This is a genomic window from Evansella clarkii, from assembly GCF_002019695.1.
GTDB classification, from domain to species: domain Bacteria; phylum Bacillota; class Bacilli; order Bacillales; family Salisediminibacteriaceae; genus Evansella; species Evansella clarkii.
In genome coordinates, this window is sequence record NZ_KV917376.1 from 3,189,364 (window position 1) to 3,206,691 (window position 17,328).

The window sequence follows — 17,328 nt, forward strand, 5'->3', positions numbered from 1 at the left end:
ATTAATGAATTTGCTAGAGTAAGTAACTATGATTCCCAGTATAAGAAGGTGATTGAATGTCTGAGCCAAGGAAGACTATTTTAATCTGGATGTTGGTTATTCCGCTGATTGTCAGCATATTACTCGTTCTGACTGACTTTATTCAGGATGGATCTGTCTCAGTATTGAACTATATTCCCACATTTCTCGGACTGTCGATAGGCGGCTCTCTCGGCGCTTTTGTAACATATCAGGCAAAAAAGCTTCAATCTAATAAATAAATCCGTTGGTTTTTCCATTTGATAATGTTTCAGCAGGGTTTGGAGTCTTCAGTAAGTCACAGGGGGATAGTGCAATGAGTCAGCTTCCGTTAATTAAAGGTGAGAGTATTTTACTCAGGAGGCCTGCAGAAACAGATATTAAGGATCGTTATAACTGCGGCTGGAATGAAGAGATTATAAGAATGTACGGAGGTAGTACAAAAAATATAAAACCCTTTACTCAAGAGGACGCTGAAAAGTTCGTCGAACGAATCCGATTAAATAAAAATGAATGGTGTGTAGAGTATGAAGGACGTTGTATTGGCCAGGCACGTCTAACTGTAGATAAAACCGATAACCGTGCAAGGTATGCAGTTGGTTTTTTCGACCCTTCGGTATTGGGAAAGGGGCTGGGAACTGAGGTTACCCAGCTTATTCTCCATTATGCTTTTAGGGGACTTAAGCTGCACAGAGTAGATCTGCGAGTTCTGGAATATAACAAACGGGCAATAGCCTGTTATAAAAAATGCGGGTTCATTGAGGAAGGGAAGGAAAGGGAGGGTGCACTAATTAACGGGAATTATGAGTCAGATGTAATGATGAGTATTCTTGATAGAGAATATGAAGCTCCAAAGCACAAATTTATTGAAGTAATCCAAATTAAGCAGTGGCCCTAAATTAAACAGTACTGTTGATGTGTATTGAACGTTTCTTCCTCGGGAGAAACGTTTTTTACATTCAATTAATGCCGCAGAAGCGCAAGCCTTCACCCCTTACTCTCATAAAGATGACAAATGTCATATAAACATCATGACACCCTCCACTAATTGGAAAAGCATATAAACAATACAATAAAATCAGAAAAGCGGAGGTGATGGTCTTGAATGAGATAATTTGTTTAAAAGATGTTACGAAAACGTTTAAAGATAAAAAAGCGGTAGACGGAGTTTCCTTTTCTATCAGGCAGGGGGAAGTGGCAGCCATACTTGGCCCAAACGGAGCTGGGAAAACAACCACCCTTTCCATGATGCTTGGACTGCTTCAGCCTTCAAGTGGAACAGTAAAGGTTTTAGGAGAAAATCCTAATTCCAGGAAAGTTCGTGAAAAAATCGGGGCGATGCTTCAGGAAGTTAGTGTAATTGATGCTTTAACTGTGAAAGAAGTGATTCAGCTGTTCAGAAGCTATTACCCGGAACCATTATCATTTGAAGAACTAGTAAATCTGTCAGGCCTTAAAGAATATGAGCTGAAAAAGCGGGCTGAAAAACTGTCAGGGGGACAGAAACGCCGGTTAAGCTTCGCTCTGGCAATGGCTGGCGACCCGGAAGTACTATTCTTTGATGAACCCACAGTCGGCATGGATATTCATTCAAGGAAAATTTTCTGGCAAACAGTGCATCTATTGAAAAACAGAGGCAAAACGATTATTTTTACCACCCATTATCTCCAGGAAGCTGATGACACTGCAGAACGCATTATACTGTTCCATAACGGCAGGTTAATTGAAGACGGCTCCCCTGCAGAAATTAAAGCGAAGCTGACAAGGAAATCAGTTTCCTTCAGAAAAACCGAGGCAATAAATATAAAAGGTCTTGAAAACCTGCCTCACATTCAAAAAGTTTCTGTTAAGGGCGGAAGAGTGCACCTTGAAACTGATGATACGGATGCAGTCCTATCCTCTCTTTATAAGCTGAATGGATTCTGGAAAGATATCCAGGTTGATTCAGGACGTCTGGAAGATGCTTTCGAACAGCTGACAGAAGAAAAGGAGGCGGTATAGATGAACGCTTTTTTCATGCAGTCCAAAGCGGAGATATTGAGGATTTTAAGAAACCCTTACTACGTTTTCTGGTCACTGGCAATGCCAATTGTGTTTTACGTTATTTTCACAAGGGTTTTCAACACAGGGATTGATGGCCAGCAGGAATGGCAGGCCCATTATTTAATGTCAATGACAGCGTTCAGTGTGATGGGATCGGCTATTATGACACTTGGAATCAGACTGGTGGAAGAAAGAGCACAGGGCTGGTCGAAGTTCATGAAAATTACCCCGTTGACAGACACTGCCTATTTCTTTGCTAAAATGGTCGGCCAGACAGTGATCCATACATTTTCTATTATTGTTATTTTTACTGCCGGGGCAGTCATTAATGGTGTAGCACTCACTCCGGCAGAGTGGCTCATGTGCGGATTATGGATCCTTGCAGGTTCGTTCCCGTTTCTTGCTCTTGGTACGTTAATCGGAACAATGAAGAAAGTGGACACAGCAGCGGGGGTCAGCAATGTAATTTATATGCTTCTCGCTGTCTGCGGCGGAATGTGGATGCCGTTAGAAACGATGCCATCTTTTTTGCAGAGTATTGGTATCTGGCTCCCTTCTTATAATTTTGGAAACGGTGCATGGCAGATTGTACAGGGAAATGCCCCGGAACTTGCAAACTGGCTGCTGTTAGCAGGATATTTATTCCTCTTTGTCGTATTGTCTAATTATGTAAGAAGAAATCAGGAAGCGGCGGTGTAAAAATGGCGGAAAGTAAGAAAAGGTTTGAATTTTTCCCTGCAAGGTACGGTTACTACCCATACATTTTCCTTCTGTATCTCCTCCTTCCAGCGTTTTTCATTGGTTCTGAAACAGGCTGGAAGCTGGCTGCGGGGATATTTATGCTCCTGCTGTTCCTTGTTAGTTACAGACAGCTTTATTGTCAGGAATCCACAGCAAAAAACTCTTTTATGTACTGGCTTTTCGTACAGCTGTCAATCATCCTGCTGCTTACCGTCTTTTATAATATAAACAGTATTTATCTCGGATTCTTTTCTGCTCACTTTATCGGCTGGCACGATGACAGAAAGCACTTCTGGAGAGATTATTCCGTGTTCGCTTTTGTCATTTTGTTCCCGGCTGTCTACTATTTTGGAGTCCTGCAGGCAGAAGGGCTTTTGTTCTTTCTTATTTTCAGCGCCATCATGCTTTTTTCTCCATTTGGGATCCGCTCTATGAACAGCCGGATGGAGCTGGAAAGACAGCTGAATGAAGCGAATAAACAAATTGAAACATTAGTTAAGCGGGAAGAAAGGATGCGGATCGCCCGTGATCTTCACGATACTCTGGGGCACACATTGTCGTTAATTACGTTAAAAGCCCAGCTCGTTGAAAAGCTTACGGAAAAAAATCCTGAGAGAGCAAAACTGGAAGCAAAGGAAATAGAAAGGACGTCCCGGACTGCATTGTCCCAGGTAAGAGAACTTGTCTCAGATATGAGAACAGCTTCTCTGTCAGAAGTAGTAGAGGAATGTAAATTAATCCTCGAAGCAGCCTCCATAACATGCTCTGTGGAAGGCAGGCTTAATAAAGATTCACTCCCGGGGCTTACTGAAAATATCCTCGGTATGTGCCTCCGGGAAGCAGTCACAAATACTGTTAAGCACAGCGGCGCGGAAAATTGCCGGATTATCGTGGAGCAGCTTGCCGGAGAGGTGAAAGTAACCGTCGAGGATGATGGAGAAGGAATCGGAAATTCAGTTGAGTATGGAAACGGGTTAAAAGGGATGTGTGAACGGCTGGAATTGCTGGACGGAAAGATGGAACTTGTATCGGAAAATGGTTCTAAACTTGTTGTTTCAGTTCCTGTCATCCGCCAAAACAGAGAGGCAGGTGCGTAAATTGATTAAGATTGTTCTTGCAGAAGATCAAAGAATGCTTCGTGGAGCTTTAGGGTCACTTCTCGATTTGGAAGATGATATTGAAGTGATTGGCCAGTCAGAAAATGGAGAAGAAGCTCTCCGCATTATCCTGGAAAACAAACCGGATGTGTGCCTGATGGATATTGAGATGCCTTTAATGAGCGGGCTGGAGGTTGCGGAAGAACTGAAGGAGCGGGGTTCCTCCTGTAAAATTATCATTCTGACTACTTTTGCGCGGCCTGGTTATTTTGAGAGGGCAGTTAAAGCGAATGTTCATGGATATCTCCTGAAAGACGGTTCAAGTGAAGAGCTTGCTGAATCGATCAGGCAGGTGATGAAAGGAAAACGGCAGTTTGCCGAAGAATTAATCTTTGGCAGTGTCAAACAGGAAAACCCTCTCACAGAAAGGGAGAGGGAGGTGCTGCGGCTGGCTGCACAGGGAAAAACATCGAAGGAGATATCTGCAAGCCTGTATTTATCCCCAGGCACTGTCCGAAACTATATGTCTGAGATCATTCAGAAACTGGAAGCGTCAAACCGGATAGAAGCAATTGCTGCAGCGGAGGAAAAGGGATGGCTGTAAAGGTTTTTTTTGGTGTGCTTCTCATAAAAAGGCCAAACTTTCCTTATTCCACTGCGGCTGCTTTTTCTTTCGTTAGTTTCTTCTTACCCTCGAGGAATGGACTTCCGGCTGCCAGGCCCAGGCCAAACAAGATAAGGAAGCCTCCGCAGGCTATACAAATGACAGCTACTCCAAAATGCTGGACAAGCATTCCGCCAACGAGTGGGGAAACAAGCACAGTCATACTTATAAGAGAATTTGCAATTCCAGAAACACGGCCAATTTCCTTTTCAGTTGTCTCCTTTTGAATTAAATACTGAAAAGTTATGCTGAGAAGGCCAACCCCCAATCCAGCGGAAATGCCAAGGAACACAGGCAGTAACAGGAAGAACCCTTCCCTTAGAAACCCAAGACCTCCAAACCCTGTTCCAATTAAGAGCATGCTTAATCCTATAAGAATTCCATAATTATTTAACGTGGAAAAACGATTCAGAACCAGGATCATTAACACAGCTCCGAGTCCGGAAGCCCCCATTAACCAGCCAGTTAGTTCCGGTAAGTCAGGAGCTATTTCTCTAAAAAGCACAGGAAACTGAATATCAATCATTTGAATGGCAATAAAACCAATAACTATAGAAATTAAGCTTATGAAAAGTATTCTGCTTTTAAGGACAATTTTCCAGCCCTCAAGCCATGAACTCCAAAATCCCCCTTTTTGTTCTCCTTTTTCCTGTACCATTGCTGTTTCCCGGATCATTTTTTTATTGAGAACAATCTTTAATAGGATGAGAGCAGAAATGGTGAATGCTGCTGCATTGACCAAAATACAAAATTTAGGTGACAGGAATCCTGCTAATGAGGCACCGGCAAAAGGACCGATGATTTTCGACATTTGATTTACAGTACCGTTCAGGGTCACAGCTTTCATAATAAGTTTTTCATCAACCACAAGTTTTATAAGGCCTTGCTGGGCAGGGCTGTGAACCACATTTACAGCGGATCTTAACGCAAGCAGTATAAGTGCAGGCCAAGGGCTGTTTGTGAAAAATAATAGTAAAGTCAGTACAGCAGTTACAGAATCAGAAACTAACATTATTTTTACCCGGTGGTACTGATCAGTCAGAACCCCAGCAAATTGGCTTAATAAAACCTGTGGCAGGGCGTAGGCAACGGGAATTAAAGCAATAACTAATGGACTTGCCTGCCATACATAGCTGAACAAAATGATAATAGCCACCATATCAAACCAGTGTCCGAGCATTGAAACGGAGTATGAGGCGAATAGCTTCATAAATATTTTGTTCTGCCAGATTGTCTTATGTGGATGGATGTTTTGCTGGTCCATCTTTTTCATCTCCTTAAGCAAATCATTTATTTGCTTTAAGAATAATATTTGAATGTCAGACCAATATCAGAGGAACAAATCAATTTCATTTTTTATTTTTCGTTTTACTTCTATTATATTGTATCTCTCATATACTTCTTCTTTTTTTAACGTAATGAATTCCGCCACGGTCTGATTTTTAAATATGGTGAGGAGTTTCTCCGTCACGAGGATAGTCATTAACGTCTGAATTGGAAAGCGGGCTTTATTCAAAACAGTAAAAGCATGTGAGATTAAGTCTGTTCCTTTAGCATGCTCTTTCGTCGTAAGATAGTAAAATCCTTTTAAAACTAAGAACAAACCGTATTCCCGTTGAAAATGATATCTTTCCAAAAAATTCTCCAATATTTCCATTCTTATTTTTGCAAGGGCAGCATCCTGCAGACAGAGGGCATAGGTAAACCAGCCAAGCTGATAAAATCCATAAAAGCCAGGTACTGCTTCAGTAATTCTTTCATCAGCATCTAAAAGCAGTGTGTGAGCTTTTTCCAACTGGTCTATCTTTATATATATGAAAACTTTTAATAAATGTATATCTTCCCTGTCTTCTTCGGGGATAAGGTTCTTACTCTCGAACTTCTGTATATATTTCTCTATTTTGTTTTCGTCCGTTTCTAATATTATATAAAGCCCCAGAAAGGTGACGGATTTTTCATTAAAAGGGATTCGGGTAGAATTAATTAAAGATAAAAAGTCTCCTCTTAAAAAATTCAGGAATATTTCTTCTTTTTCATCCAGTACAAGTCCGAATGTATCTTTATCCATAAGTCTATGTATTGCTTCCCCCTGTCCGTATAAATGATATTTTTTCAAAAGTTCCGTGCTTAGCCGTTTAAAGTCTTCATCTGCAGTAATTGTTAAAGTATGGGACGGGGGAGGGGAATAAACTAATTTGTATCCAATCCCTTTAATTGTTTCTATTATAATAGAAGGAGACCGCTTCTTCAGTTTTTTACGAAGCCGGTATATATGGTCATCTACTGTTCTGTCGGAAGGGATCTGGAATGGCCAGACTGCTTCAAGAATTTGCTGCCGGGATAATGCATGGTTATGATTTTCATATAAATACTGCAGCAACTGGAACTCTTTCCTTAATAATTCTATTTTTTCACCTTCAATACGTACGGAGTAATTATTAATATCAAAAGACAGACCCATATAATCACCTTCCAGGGAGATAGTTTATAAATAAATAATAGCATGTGCGCCACGGGTATAATGAAAGAAAATCTTCTTTTAAAAAAACATAAAAGAAAATCACTTGATTGTTTTAAAAGAGGATTAGTGGCTGTATATAATGGGTATGAATTATTAGAAGTATTTTTGTTACCTCAATGAAACTTTGATTAATCCAGTTTTCTCGGCAATTTTTAAAATAAATGCTTGTTTCTTTGTGGTTAACATGGTATATTATTAATCCGCCATAAAAACGGCGTTGCGCAGAACTTTATGTTTCGTGTTTTTTTATTGCAGTTTAACTACATGGAAAGAAAAAACACTAAAAAAATAGTTGCGCAGAATTAAGATGTGTGATATTATTGTTTATGTCGCTGATCACAACACAGCAGAAAAGCAACGAAAAAAACTTTATTTAAAAAAGTAGTTGCAAACGGTTTGTTATCGTGATATAATAAATCCTGTCGCTAAAAAACGACTACGAAACATTTGTTCTTTGAAAACTGAACAATAAGCCAAGCGAAGTGGGATATTTTAAAATATCCCGTCAATCGAAAGAGTAATCTTTCAAATTAAATGATGTCAGAGACATCAAACTCGTTTCAATTTATTGGAGAGTTTGATCCTGGCTCAGGACGAACGCTGGCGGCGTGCCTAATACATGCAAGTCGAGCGCAGGAAACAGGCTGATCCCTTCGGGGTGATGCCTGTGGAATGAGCGGCGGACGGGTGAGTAACACGTGGGCAACCTGCCTTACAGACTGGGATAACTCCGGGAAACCGGGGCTAATACCGGATGACCAGAAGAACCGCATGGTTCTGCTGTAAAAGTTGGGACTTGTTCCTAACACTGTAAGATGGGCCCGCGGCGCATTAGCTAGTTGGTGAGGTAACGGCTCACCAAGGCGACGATGCGTAGCCGACCTGAGAGGGTGATCGGCCACACTGGAACTGAGACACGGTCCAGACTCCTACGGGAGGCAGCAGTAGGGAATCATCCGCAATGGGCGAAAGCCTGACGGTGCAACGCCGCGTGAACGATGAAGGTCTTCGGATTGTAAAGTTCTGTTGTCAGGGAAGAACACGTGCCGTTCGAACAGGGCGGCACCTTGACGGTACCTGACCAGAAAGCCCCGGCTAACTACGTGCCAGCAGCCGCGGTAATACGTAGGGGGCAAGCGTTGTCCGGAATTATTGGGCGTAAAGCGCGCGCAGGCGGTCTCTTAAGTCTGATGTGAAAGCCCACGGCTCAACCGTGGAGGGTCATTGGAAACTGGGGGACTTGAGTGTAGGAGAGGAAAGTGGAATTCCACGTGTAGCGGTGAAATGCGTAGATATGTGGAGGAACACCAGTGGCGAAGGCGACTTTCTGGCCTATAACTGACGCTGAGGCGCGAAAGCGTGGGGAGCAAACAGGATTAGATACCCTGGTAGTCCACGCCGTAAACGATGAGTGCTAGGTGTTAGGGGTTTCGATACCCTTAGTGCCGCAGTTAACACATTAAGCACTCCGCCTGGGGAGTACGGCCGCAAGGCTGAAACTCAAAGGAATTGACGGGGGCCCGCACAAGCAGTGGAGCATGTGGTTTAATTCGAAGCAACGCGAAGAACCTTACCAGGTCTTGACATCCTCTGACAACTCTGGAGACAGAGCGTTCCCCTTCGGGGGACAGAGTGACAGGTGGTGCATGGTTGTCGTCAGCTCGTGTCGTGAGATGTTGGGTTAAGTCCCGCAACGAGCGCAACCCTTGACCTTAGTTGCCAGCATTCAGTTGGGCACTCTAAGGTGACTGCCGGTGACAAACCGGAGGAAGGTGGGGATGACGTCAAATCATCATGCCCCTTATGACCTGGGCTACACACGTGCTACAATGGGTGGTACAAAGGGCAGCAAAGCCGCGAGGCCGAGCGAATCCCATAAAGCCACTCTCAGTTCGGATTGCAGGCTGCAACTCGCCTGCATGAAGCCGGAATTGCTAGTAATCGCGGATCAGCATGCCGCGGTGAATACGTTCCCGGGCCTTGTACACACCGCCCGTCACACCACGAGAGCTTGTAACACCCGAAGTCGGTGAGGTAACCTTTTGGAGCCAGCCGCCGAAGGTGGGACAGGTGATTGGGGTGAAGTCGTAACAAGGTATCCCTACCGGAAGGTGGGGATGGATCACCTCCTTTCTAAGGAGCTTAAAAGGCTCATACCTTTTTAAAGCTTCGCTTGGTACTTTTTGTTTAGTTTTGAGAGGTCATACTCTCAAAAATGATTTTCCTCTTTCCAGAGGAAGGTTATTCTTTTGCCCTTTGAAAACTGGATAACGATTAACTGATTGATGATCACCGGTTGTTTTAATTAAAAGTGCAAACTTTTAACGAGTACAACCGAGTGTCTTAGATAAGGCTAAATGTAGACGCCATAATTGCGTAAAAAACCTTTTATTAAGGTTTTTGCAAGGAGAACCAAGGAGATCGAGGAAACAAGCTTTCGAGTGACTGAGCGTATACCAATACGCGACAGGAACGAGAAGGCGCAGTTGACGAAGATATCCGACGGTTATCTGCCGCAAAAACGGTTAAGTTAGAAAGGGCGCACGGTGAATGCCTTGGCACTAGGAGCCGACGAAGGACGGGACGAACACCGATATGCTTCGGGGAGCTGTAAGTAAGCTTTGATCCGGAGATTTCCGAATGGGGGAACCCACTGCCTGTAATGAGGCAGTATCCATACCTGAATACATAGGGTATGAGAAGGCAGACCTGGGGAACTGAAACATCTTAGTACCCAGAGGAAGAGAAAGCAAATGCGATTTCCTGAGTAGCGGCGAGCGAAACGGAATCAGCCCAAACCAGAAGGCTTGCCTTCTGGGGTTGTAGGACACTCCATACGGAGTTACAAAGAAACAGCGTAGGTGAAGCGACCTGGAAAGGTCCGCGGGACAAGGTAACAGCCCTGTAGCCGAAACGTTGTTTCCTCCGGAGTGTATCCTGAGTACGGCGGGACACGTGAAACCCCGTCGGAATCCGGGAGGACCATCTCCCAAGGCTAAATACTCCCTAGTGACCGATAGTGAACCAGTACCGTGAGGGAAAGGTGAAAAGCACCCCGGGAGGGGAGTGAAAGAGATCCTGAAACCGTGTGCCTACAAGTAGTTGGAGCCCGTTCATGGGTGACAGCGTGCCTTTTGTAGAATGAACCGGCGAGTTACGATAACGTGCGAGGTTAAGTTGAAGAGACGGAGCCGCAGCGAAAGCGAGTCTGAACAGGGCGCTATAGTACGTTGTTGTAGACCCGAAACCGTGTGATCTACCCATGTCCAGGGTGAAGTCCAGGTAACACTGGATGGAGGCCCGAACCCACGCACGTTGAAAAGTGCGGGGATGAGGTGTGGGTAGGGGTGAAATGCCAATCGAACACGGAGATAGCTGGTTCTCCCCGAAATAGCTTTAGGGCTAGCCTCGAGGGAAGAGTGTTGGAGGTAGAGCACTGATTGGACTAGGGGTCCCCACAGGATTACCGAATTCAGTCAAACTCCGAATGCCAATCACTTATCCTCGGGAGTCAGACTGCGAGTGCTAAGATCCGTAGTCAAGAGGGAAACAGCCCAGACCATCAGCTAAGGTCCCCAAGTATACGTTAAGTGGAGAAGGATGTGGAGTTGCTTAGACAACCAGGATGTTGGCTTAGAAGCAGCCACCATTGAAAGAGTGCGTAATAGCTCACTGGTCGAGTGACTCTGCGCCGAAAATGTACCGGGGCTAAACGTATCACCGAAGCTATGGATTGTCCTTACGGACAGTGGTAGGGGAGCGTTCCAAGGGCTGTGAAGCATGACCGGAAGGACATGTGGAGCGTTTGGAAGTGAGAATGCCGGTATGAGTAGCGAAAAGAGGGGTGAGAATCCCCTCCGTCGAAAGCCTAAGGTTTCCTGAGGAAGGCTCGTCCGCTCAGGGTTAGTCGGGACCTAAGCCGAGGCCGAAAGGCGTAGGCGATGGAAAACAGGTGGAAATTCCTGTACCACCACGTCACCATTTGAGCAATGGGGGGACGCAGGAAGGCAGGGAATCGCGCTGATGGATATGCGCGTCCAAGCAGTTAGGCTGGCAAACAGGCAAATCCGTTTGCCATAAGGCTGAGCTGTGATGGCGAGGGAAATTTAAGTACCGAAGTTCCTGTACCTACACTGCCTAGAAAAGCCTCTAGCGAGGTGACTGGTGCCCGTACCGCAAACCGACACAGGTAGGCGGGAAGAGAATTCTAAGACGCGCGGGAGAACTCTCGTTAAGGAACTCGGCAAAATGACCCCGTAACTTCGGGAGAAGGGGTGCTCTGATAGGGTGCAAGCCCGAGAGAGCCGCAGTGAATAGGCCCAAACGACTGTTTATCAAAAACACAGGTCTCTGCCAAGCCGCAAGGCGACGTATAGGGGCTGACACCTGCCCGGTGCTGGAAGGTTAAGAGGAGGGGTTATCCCGTAAGGGAGAAGCTCTGAATTGAAGCCCCAGTAAACGGCGGCCGTAACTATAACGGTCCTAAGGTAGCGAAATTCCTTGTCGGGTAAGTTCCGACCCGCACGAAAGGTGCAACGATTTGGGCACTGTCTCAACGAGAGACCCGGTGAAATTATATTACCTGTGAAGATGCAGGTTACCCGCGACAGGACGGAAAGACCCCATGGAGCTTTACTGCAGCTTGATATTGGATTTTGGTACAGCTTGTACAGGATAGGTAGGAGCCTTGGAAACCGGAGCGCCAGCTTCGGTGGAGGCATTGGTGGGATACTACCCTGGCTGTACTGAAATTCTAACCTCGGACCGTGATCCGGTTCAGGGACAGTGTCAGGCGGGCAGTTTGACTGGGGCGGTCGCCTCCTAAAAGGTAACGGAGGCGCCCAAAGGTTCCCTCAGAATGGTTGGAAATCATTCGCAGAGTGCAAAGGCATAAGGGAGCTTGACTGCGAGACATACAGGTCGAGCAGGGACGAAAGTCGGGCTTAGTGATCCGGCGGCACCGTATGGAAGGGCCGTCGCTCAACGGATAAAAGCTACCCTGGGGATAACAGGCTAATCTCCCCCAAGAGTCCACATCGACGGGGAGGTTTGGCACCTCGATGTCGGCTCATCGCATCCTGGGGCTGAAGTAGGTCCCAAGGGTTGGGCTGTTCGCCCATTAAAGCGGTACGCGAGCTGGGTTCAGAACGTCGTGAGACAGTTCGGTCCCTATCCGTCGCGGGCGCAGGAAATTTGAGAGGAGCTGTCCTTAGTACGAGAGGACCGGGATGGACACACCGCTGGTGTACCAGTTGTTCCGCCAGGAGCATCGCTGGGTAGCTACGTGTGGAAGGGATAAGTGCTGAAAGCATCTAAGCATGAAGCCCCCCTCAAGATGAGATTTCCCATCACTTTATGTGAGTAAGATCCCTCAGAGAAGATGAGGTAGATAGGTCTCGTGTGGACGCATGGCGACATGTGAAGCTGAGAGATACTAATCGATCGAGGACTTAACCAATAAGTCTTACTAAGCAAGATTATCAATCAGAAAAGTTATCCAGTTTTGAGAGGGCAACACGAAAAGCGTAAGCGCCTCGTACACGAGCGACAAGCACTGGAGGACCGGCAAGAAGAAGCAAGCATTTAAGCTTCGATTGACGGACCGAAGTGACCTCGAGCGAGTAGGCGCTGTAGCTAGACACCTTTCAATTTTATAGTCCAGTGACGACAGCGAAGAGGCCACACCCGTTCCCATGCCGAACACGGAAGTTAAGCTCTTCAGCGCCGATGGTAGTTGGGGGCTCTCCCCCTGTGAGAGTAGGACGTCGCTGGGCCTTCCGGGGCTAACTATGTTAGTCCCGTTTCTAACGGGGCCTTAGCTCAGCTGGGAGAGCGCCTGCCTTGCACGCAGGAGGTCAGCGGTTCGATCCCGCTAGGCTCCACCATTTGTTTTTTTATCAATTCTTTACTTATGCCATAAGGAGAGCTGTCCGAGTGGCCGAAGGAGCACGATTGGAAATCGTGTAGGCGGTTTAAACCCGTCTCGAGGGTTCGAATCCCTCGCTCTCCGCCATCTAACTTTAACTTATGGCCCGTTGGTCAAGTGGTTAAGACACCGCCCTTTCACGGCGGTAACACGGGTTCGAATCCCGTACGGGTCACCATATTACTGGAAGATTAGCTCAGTTGGGAGAGCACCTGCCTTACAAGCAGGGGGTCGGCGGTTCGAGCCCGTCATCTTCCACCATTATGCTGGCCTAGCTCAATTGGTAGAGCAACTGACTTGTAATCAGTAGGTTGGGGGTTCAAGTCCTCTGGCCAGCACCATTATTTCATTATATAAATATCGTCGCGGGGTGGAGCAACGAGCAGCGCATCATCGAATAAACTTCGAGTTGTCTCGACGCATTCACAGCGAAGCGATACTGTCAGAGGAAGAGACAGTCAAAAAGGCTTCCTGAAACGGATCGTCCGTTAACTTAATATCGTCGCGGGGTGGAGCAGTCTGGTAGCTCGTCGGGCTCATAACCCGAAGGTCGATGGTTCAAATCCGTCCCCCGCAACCAATTATTTAAATCCATTTAATAACCCATAACCTCATGAACATTCATCTTTGAATTACTTCATGAGCCATTAGCTCAGTTGGTAGAGCATCTGACTTTTAATCAGAGGGTCGAAGGTTCGAGTCCTTCATGGCTCACCATTTAATGAATGCGGGTGTGGCGGAATTGGCAGACGCGCTAGACTTAGGATCTAGTGTCTTACGACGTGGGGGTTCAAGTCCCTTCACCCGCACCATTTATTATAGCCTGAAACTGCCTGGCGCCCTTAGCTCAGGTGGATAGAGCGACAGCCTCCGAAGCTGTAGGTCAGAGGTTCAAGTCCTCTAGGGTGCGCCAAGAGAGTACATAACTAAACCCCTTGTATATCAAGGGGTTTTTAATTTTTTCACCTGTATTTTTACTGTTAGTTTCCCACTCGTTTTTTCGCTTTTGGGGCGGAATTGGGGCAGGATTTAATTTTCGCCTTTTTTTTGAGTGAAAAATTCACTGAAATGAGTAGCTGTTAATCTTTCCACTTCTTCGATGTTGTGACCATAAATATCCATTGTCGTTCAGATTCTGTGAATGCCTGGCTCGTTCGTTGTTTGATTTTACGAACAAGGTTTTACGGGTCAGGCAGGAGATTGTGAAACCTAATCTAATCTACTTCATCTCTCTTTTTCAATAGGGTCAACCGAGAGGGTTTCAGGATAGAAGTATTAGTCTCTTGCTTTCATTTTTTCCATATGTTTAGTTTCAGAAGTTGTTCAATTATAGAAAATAGCAACAATACCATCCAGGTTATTATTAATGGACTTCACAACTAAACCGCCCCAAGTAACTTCTGTAAGTGATTGCTCAAAACGAATAACCACTTCTTCTTTTAATACGTGTTGTTCCTCCAATGCAGCATCTCCAACTTCCCGTGTTATACCACAAAGGCAATCCAAAATAGGAAGTGTTCCTCAAATGTTTCTACCTTAATGCACTCGATTAAGCTTTGCACCATTTCCGCAGAGTGAGCTTAGACTTTTTCTTTTCACCTTTGGGGTATTAATAGGAACAACAAGGTTCTTTTGAATGTTATGTCAATTTTTAGCGTGTGAAAGATACTGTTAAAAGCCAGTCAGGAGAGTTCCTCTGTATTAACTCACATTAGTTGATCAAATTGATATGGATAAGACGGTGTCTATTTAAACGTTACTAGTAGCGGTCTTCCAACTCTTGTATCAGTGAATCAATACGAGTCTCGGCCTGCTCGGCTGGTAAAGTCGTACTTGTAATTATGGCGAGATTAAGCTCATTACTTCCTTCTCTTCTAAGGTACCAAAAAACAGTTGGTTTGTACTCTTTAATTAAGGAGACAACTTCAATTACTGGAACAGTATAATTAGAGTTTTTATTTCTTAGTAATAATCTTAGAAAACTACGAAATTCAGGGAAAGAGTCCCTGGAATCCTCGTATTTAGATAACATTTTATAAAAATTCTTTAGTAGATGTAATAGTTGCTTATTTTGCCTTACTTCTGCATCACCTCTTTATGTAAAGAAGAGTATAACCCATTTGAAATAGTGAATAAATAATCGATTAGAAAGAGGAGGCAAATTAACTAAAAAAATGGAAAGGTAAGGAAATGGAGGAGGTTTGTATGAAGCAGAATGAAGGAAAGGCCAATATCATTAATACTAAAAAAACGCCCTTCCAGCATAGCTCAATACAAAATTAAAACGACTTTACCAAAAGGGGATTAATTAGTAAGGTAGAATTGAATTGAATAATCTAGATCGAAGGCCTTTCTCAAAGTCCTCCCGGTGCTTCTGGCTCTTGAGCAAGGCTCTTGTAGTTTATAACCTATAAATATAGTATAAGGGAAATAATACCATTATAATTGCCATCATAATGGGTAATGAAACAAGATTCTAATATCCGTAAGGAAATTAAGTAAGGAAGGTTTTAAATTATTACAATCTGCCATCATGCTTATAGGGATACCTTTTGTCTGGTTGATGAGTGGTTTTTTCAATGAAGGACCAAAATACAATTTAGATGTAATTATTACTGTATTATTAATAATGTACTTCATCTATAATGCAAATAAGTATTGGCGGTTCATTAATAATAAAAGTGAGAAGAGTTTTACCGAAGGGAAACATTAATAATTTATAAAACTCCAAGTTTATTATTATCTGTCTCGTTCTGCTAATTAGATTAATTTAAAATTAAAAAAAGAGTAGCCAGGATAGAGCTATTCTTTTTATACTTAATCATGCTTCTAAACACCTTATCATCATAGTCTCATCCCCCATGAAACAAAATGGGGCGAATTTCTTTTAATCCTTAAATATGCAGGATGATTAAGCTTATTACTTAGGTATTTAATCTATGATAAACAAAGAACTACCGAATCGTCTCGGGTCATGTCAACTGCTTGAAAGCTGTACGTTAAAGGTTAAGTACTGTAGGGAGAGCTATAAAAGTAATACATAACAATTTACATAGACAATATTGATGGTCTTTTTTTATTTATTTTGGTTTCTTTATTTTCAAATATTATTATATAAAGAATGTTGAATTAGAAACAGCCTGCAGCCGTAACCTGCAGGCTGTTTGCGTTCTTTAACTTCTTTTTAAGAATCTTTTTCATACAAAAAATAAGAGTCCAAGGCAATAATAGTCTTGAATAGTAAAAAGTGTTATTATAATTGAACCACTTTGAAAAAGGAGAGAATTATTTAATGAGTATGATGCCATTGGAGAAACGGGAAATTACGAATAGTCGTCTTGTATACGGCTGTATGGGGTTAGGAGGGGAATGGAACGGCGATCAGTTAACTAAAGAGGATTACATAACAGCACAAAAAGCTGTCGAGGCTGCGCTTGAAAACAATATCGCCATGTTTGACCATGCGGACATTTATAAACATGGAAGGTCAGAAACTGTATTTGGCCGGTTATTAAAGGAGGATCCTGGCCTTAGAAAAAAATTAGTTCTCCAGAGTAAGTGCGGAATTCGTTTTTCAGAAGGTGAGGTTCCAAACAGGTATGACTTTTCTGAAAAACATATACTGTCATCTGTGGATGGTATTCTGGAACGCCTTGAAACGGATTATCTTGATATTTTACTGCTCCACCGGCCGGATCCACTAATGGAACCGGAAGAAGTTGCTGCAGCTTTTTCAAAATTAAGAGAGTCAGGTAAGGTTAAGCACTTTGGGGTATCTAACATGAACGCTGCGCAAATTAAACTTTTACAGGCGTACTGTGATGAACCTTTGATTGTTAATCAGCTGGAAATGAGTCTTAATCGGCTGGACTGGGTCGAGCATGGAGTACTAGTGAACCAGAAAGAGGGGGCCTCTGTAAATTTTTCTGATGGAATAGTTGAGCATTGCAGACTGGAGAACATCCAGCTTCAGGCCTGGGCTCCCCTTGCTTATGGAATGTACAGCGGCAGGGAAGCTAAAGATACGACTGAGGCTATCCTGGCAACTAAGAAAGCTGTCAATGAATTAGCTGAGAAAAAGGGCACTGCAGCAGAAGCAATTGTACTTGGCTGGCTGATGCGTCATCCGGCGAAGGTTCAGCCAGTAATTGGAACAGTAAATCCAGGCAGGATAAAAAATTGTGCTGAGGCAGTTAAACAGGCGGAAATTATGACAAGGGAAGAATGGTATACCCTGTATACAGCTTCTCGTGGAAAAAAGATGCCTTAAGCGCAGCTCCTTCTCATACTCGAGAAGGGGTTTTCTGTTCTGCAGTGA

Annotated in this window: 10 protein-coding genes, 9 tRNA genes and 3 rRNA genes; 19 read left to right on the forward strand and 3 right to left on the reverse strand. The window is 44.1% G+C overall.

The window, feature by feature from the left end:
• Positions 1 to 56: 56 nt before the first annotated feature.
• From BK582_RS14785 to BK582_RS14810, 6 genes are all read left to right on the forward strand, one after another.
• Complete coding sequence (locus BK582_RS14785) at positions 57 to 260, forward strand: hypothetical protein (protein WP_078595788.1); 204 nt, start codon at positions 57 to 59, stop codon at positions 258 to 260.
• Between the two features lie 74 nt (positions 261 to 334).
• Positions 335 to 916, forward strand: coding sequence for a GNAT family N-acetyltransferase (locus tag BK582_RS14790; protein WP_078595789.1), 582 nt, complete (start codon positions 335 to 337; stop codon positions 914 to 916).
• Positions 917 to 1,119: 203 nt separating this feature from the next.
• Complete coding sequence (locus BK582_RS14795) at positions 1,120 to 2,019, forward strand: ABC transporter ATP-binding protein (protein WP_078595790.1); 900 nt, start codon at positions 1,120 to 1,122, stop codon at positions 2,017 to 2,019.
• Positions 2,020 to 2,760: an ABC transporter permease gene (locus tag BK582_RS14800; RefSeq protein WP_078595791.1), complete on the forward strand. Its 741-nt coding sequence runs from the start codon at positions 2,020 to 2,022 to the stop codon at positions 2,758 to 2,760.
• Between the two features lie 2 nt (positions 2,761 to 2,762).
• Positions 2,763 to 3,899 (forward strand): sensor histidine kinase, encoded by a 1,137-nt coding sequence (locus BK582_RS14805; RefSeq protein WP_078595792.1) that lies wholly within the window; start codon positions 2,763 to 2,765, stop codon positions 3,897 to 3,899.
• A gap of 1 nt (position 3,900) precedes the next feature.
• Positions 3,901 to 4,503: a response regulator transcription factor gene (locus BK582_RS14810; protein WP_078595793.1), complete on the forward strand. Its 603-nt coding sequence runs from the start codon at positions 3,901 to 3,903 to the stop codon at positions 4,501 to 4,503.
• Positions 4,504 to 4,546: 43 nt separating this feature from the next.
• Here BK582_RS14810 and BK582_RS14815 read toward each other — a convergent pair whose 3' ends face one another.
• Together BK582_RS14815 and BK582_RS14820 are read right to left on the reverse strand one after the other, a co-directional pair.
• Entirely contained in the window at positions 4,547 to 5,827 is a 1,281-nt protein-coding gene (locus tag BK582_RS14815; RefSeq protein WP_169911030.1) for an MFS transporter, read from the reverse strand.
• A gap of 66 nt (positions 5,828 to 5,893) precedes the next feature.
• Positions 5,894 to 7,024, reverse strand: a complete 1,131-nt coding sequence (locus tag BK582_RS14820; protein ID WP_078595795.1) for a winged helix-turn-helix domain-containing protein — start codon at positions 7,022 to 7,024, stop codon at positions 5,894 to 5,896.
• Between the two features lie 625 nt (positions 7,025 to 7,649).
• Between BK582_RS14820 and BK582_RS14825 the strand changes: the two genes are divergently transcribed.
• From BK582_RS14825 to BK582_RS14880, 12 genes are all read left to right on the forward strand, one after another.
• A 16S ribosomal RNA gene (locus BK582_RS14825) occupies positions 7,650 to 9,217 on the forward strand.
• 390 nt (positions 9,218 to 9,607) lie between these two features.
• Positions 9,608 to 12,542: ribosomal RNA gene (locus BK582_RS14830) — 23S ribosomal RNA — on the forward strand.
• A 199-nt stretch (positions 12,543 to 12,741) separates the two neighbouring features.
• Positions 12,742 to 12,858, forward strand: a 5S ribosomal RNA gene (gene rrf, locus BK582_RS14835).
• Together the 16S, 23S and 5S rRNA genes with 9 tRNA genes alongside form the textbook arrangement of a ribosomal RNA operon.
• Before the next feature lie 35 nt (positions 12,859 to 12,893).
• A tRNA-Ala gene (locus BK582_RS14840) sits at positions 12,894 to 12,969 on the forward strand.
• Between the two features lie 35 nt (positions 12,970 to 13,004).
• A tRNA-Ser gene (locus tag BK582_RS14845) sits at positions 13,005 to 13,097 on the forward strand.
• Positions 13,098 to 13,113: 16 nt separating this feature from the next.
• Positions 13,114 to 13,188: transfer RNA gene (locus BK582_RS14850), tRNA-Glu, on the forward strand.
• A 7-nt stretch (positions 13,189 to 13,195) separates the two neighbouring features.
• Positions 13,196 to 13,271: transfer RNA gene (locus BK582_RS14855), tRNA-Val, on the forward strand.
• A 4-nt stretch (positions 13,272 to 13,275) separates the two neighbouring features.
• Positions 13,276 to 13,351 (forward strand) — tRNA-Thr (locus BK582_RS14860).
• A 162-nt stretch (positions 13,352 to 13,513) separates the two neighbouring features.
• Positions 13,514 to 13,590: transfer RNA gene (locus tag BK582_RS14865), tRNA-Met, on the forward strand.
• Positions 13,591 to 13,651: 61 nt separating this feature from the next.
• Positions 13,652 to 13,727: transfer RNA gene (locus tag BK582_RS14870), tRNA-Lys, on the forward strand.
• Positions 13,728 to 13,737: 10 nt separating this feature from the next.
• Positions 13,738 to 13,822, forward strand: a tRNA-Leu gene (locus tag BK582_RS14875).
• Positions 13,823 to 13,846: 24 nt separating this feature from the next.
• Positions 13,847 to 13,923: transfer RNA gene (locus BK582_RS14880), tRNA-Arg, on the forward strand.
• A 410-nt stretch (positions 13,924 to 14,333) separates the two neighbouring features.
• On the opposite strand, the gene BK582_RS27070 is transcribed toward BK582_RS14880, so the two are convergent.
• Complete coding sequence (locus BK582_RS27070; protein ID WP_169911032.1) at positions 14,334 to 14,471, reverse strand: hypothetical protein; 138 nt, start codon at positions 14,469 to 14,471, stop codon at positions 14,334 to 14,336.
• 1,831 nt (positions 14,472 to 16,302) lie between these two features.
• Here BK582_RS27070 and BK582_RS14890 point away from each other — a divergent pair.
• Positions 16,303 to 17,280 (forward strand): aldo/keto reductase, encoded by a 978-nt coding sequence (locus BK582_RS14890; protein ID WP_078595797.1) that lies wholly within the window; start codon positions 16,303 to 16,305, stop codon positions 17,278 to 17,280.
• Positions 17,281 to 17,328: the final 48 nt, after the last annotated feature.

Bases quoted from the DNA above. Each gene is read 5' to 3' on its own strand.
- BK582_RS14800 (WP_078595791.1), top strand. From the start codon at position 2,020: ATGAACGCTTTTTTCATGCAGTCCAAAGCGGAGATATTGAGGATTTTA.
- BK582_RS14785 (WP_078595788.1), top strand. From the start codon at position 57: ATGTCTGAGCCAAGGAAGACTATTTTAATCTGGATGTTGGTTATTCCG.
- BK582_RS14815 (WP_169911030.1), bottom strand. From the start codon at position 5,827: ATGGACCAGCAAAACATCCATCCACATAAGACAATCTGGCAGAACAAA.
- BK582_RS14820 (WP_078595795.1), bottom strand. From the start codon at position 7,024: ATGGGTCTGTCTTTTGATATTAATAATTACTCCGTACGTATTGAAGGT.
- BK582_RS14790 (WP_078595789.1), top strand. From the start codon at position 335: ATGAGTCAGCTTCCGTTAATTAAAGGTGAGAGTATTTTACTCAGGAGG.
- BK582_RS14805 (WP_078595792.1), top strand. From the start codon at position 2,763: ATGGCGGAAAGTAAGAAAAGGTTTGAATTTTTCCCTGCAAGGTACGGT.
- BK582_RS14890 (WP_078595797.1), top strand. From the start codon at position 16,303: ATGAGTATGATGCCATTGGAGAAACGGGAAATTACGAATAGTCGTCTT.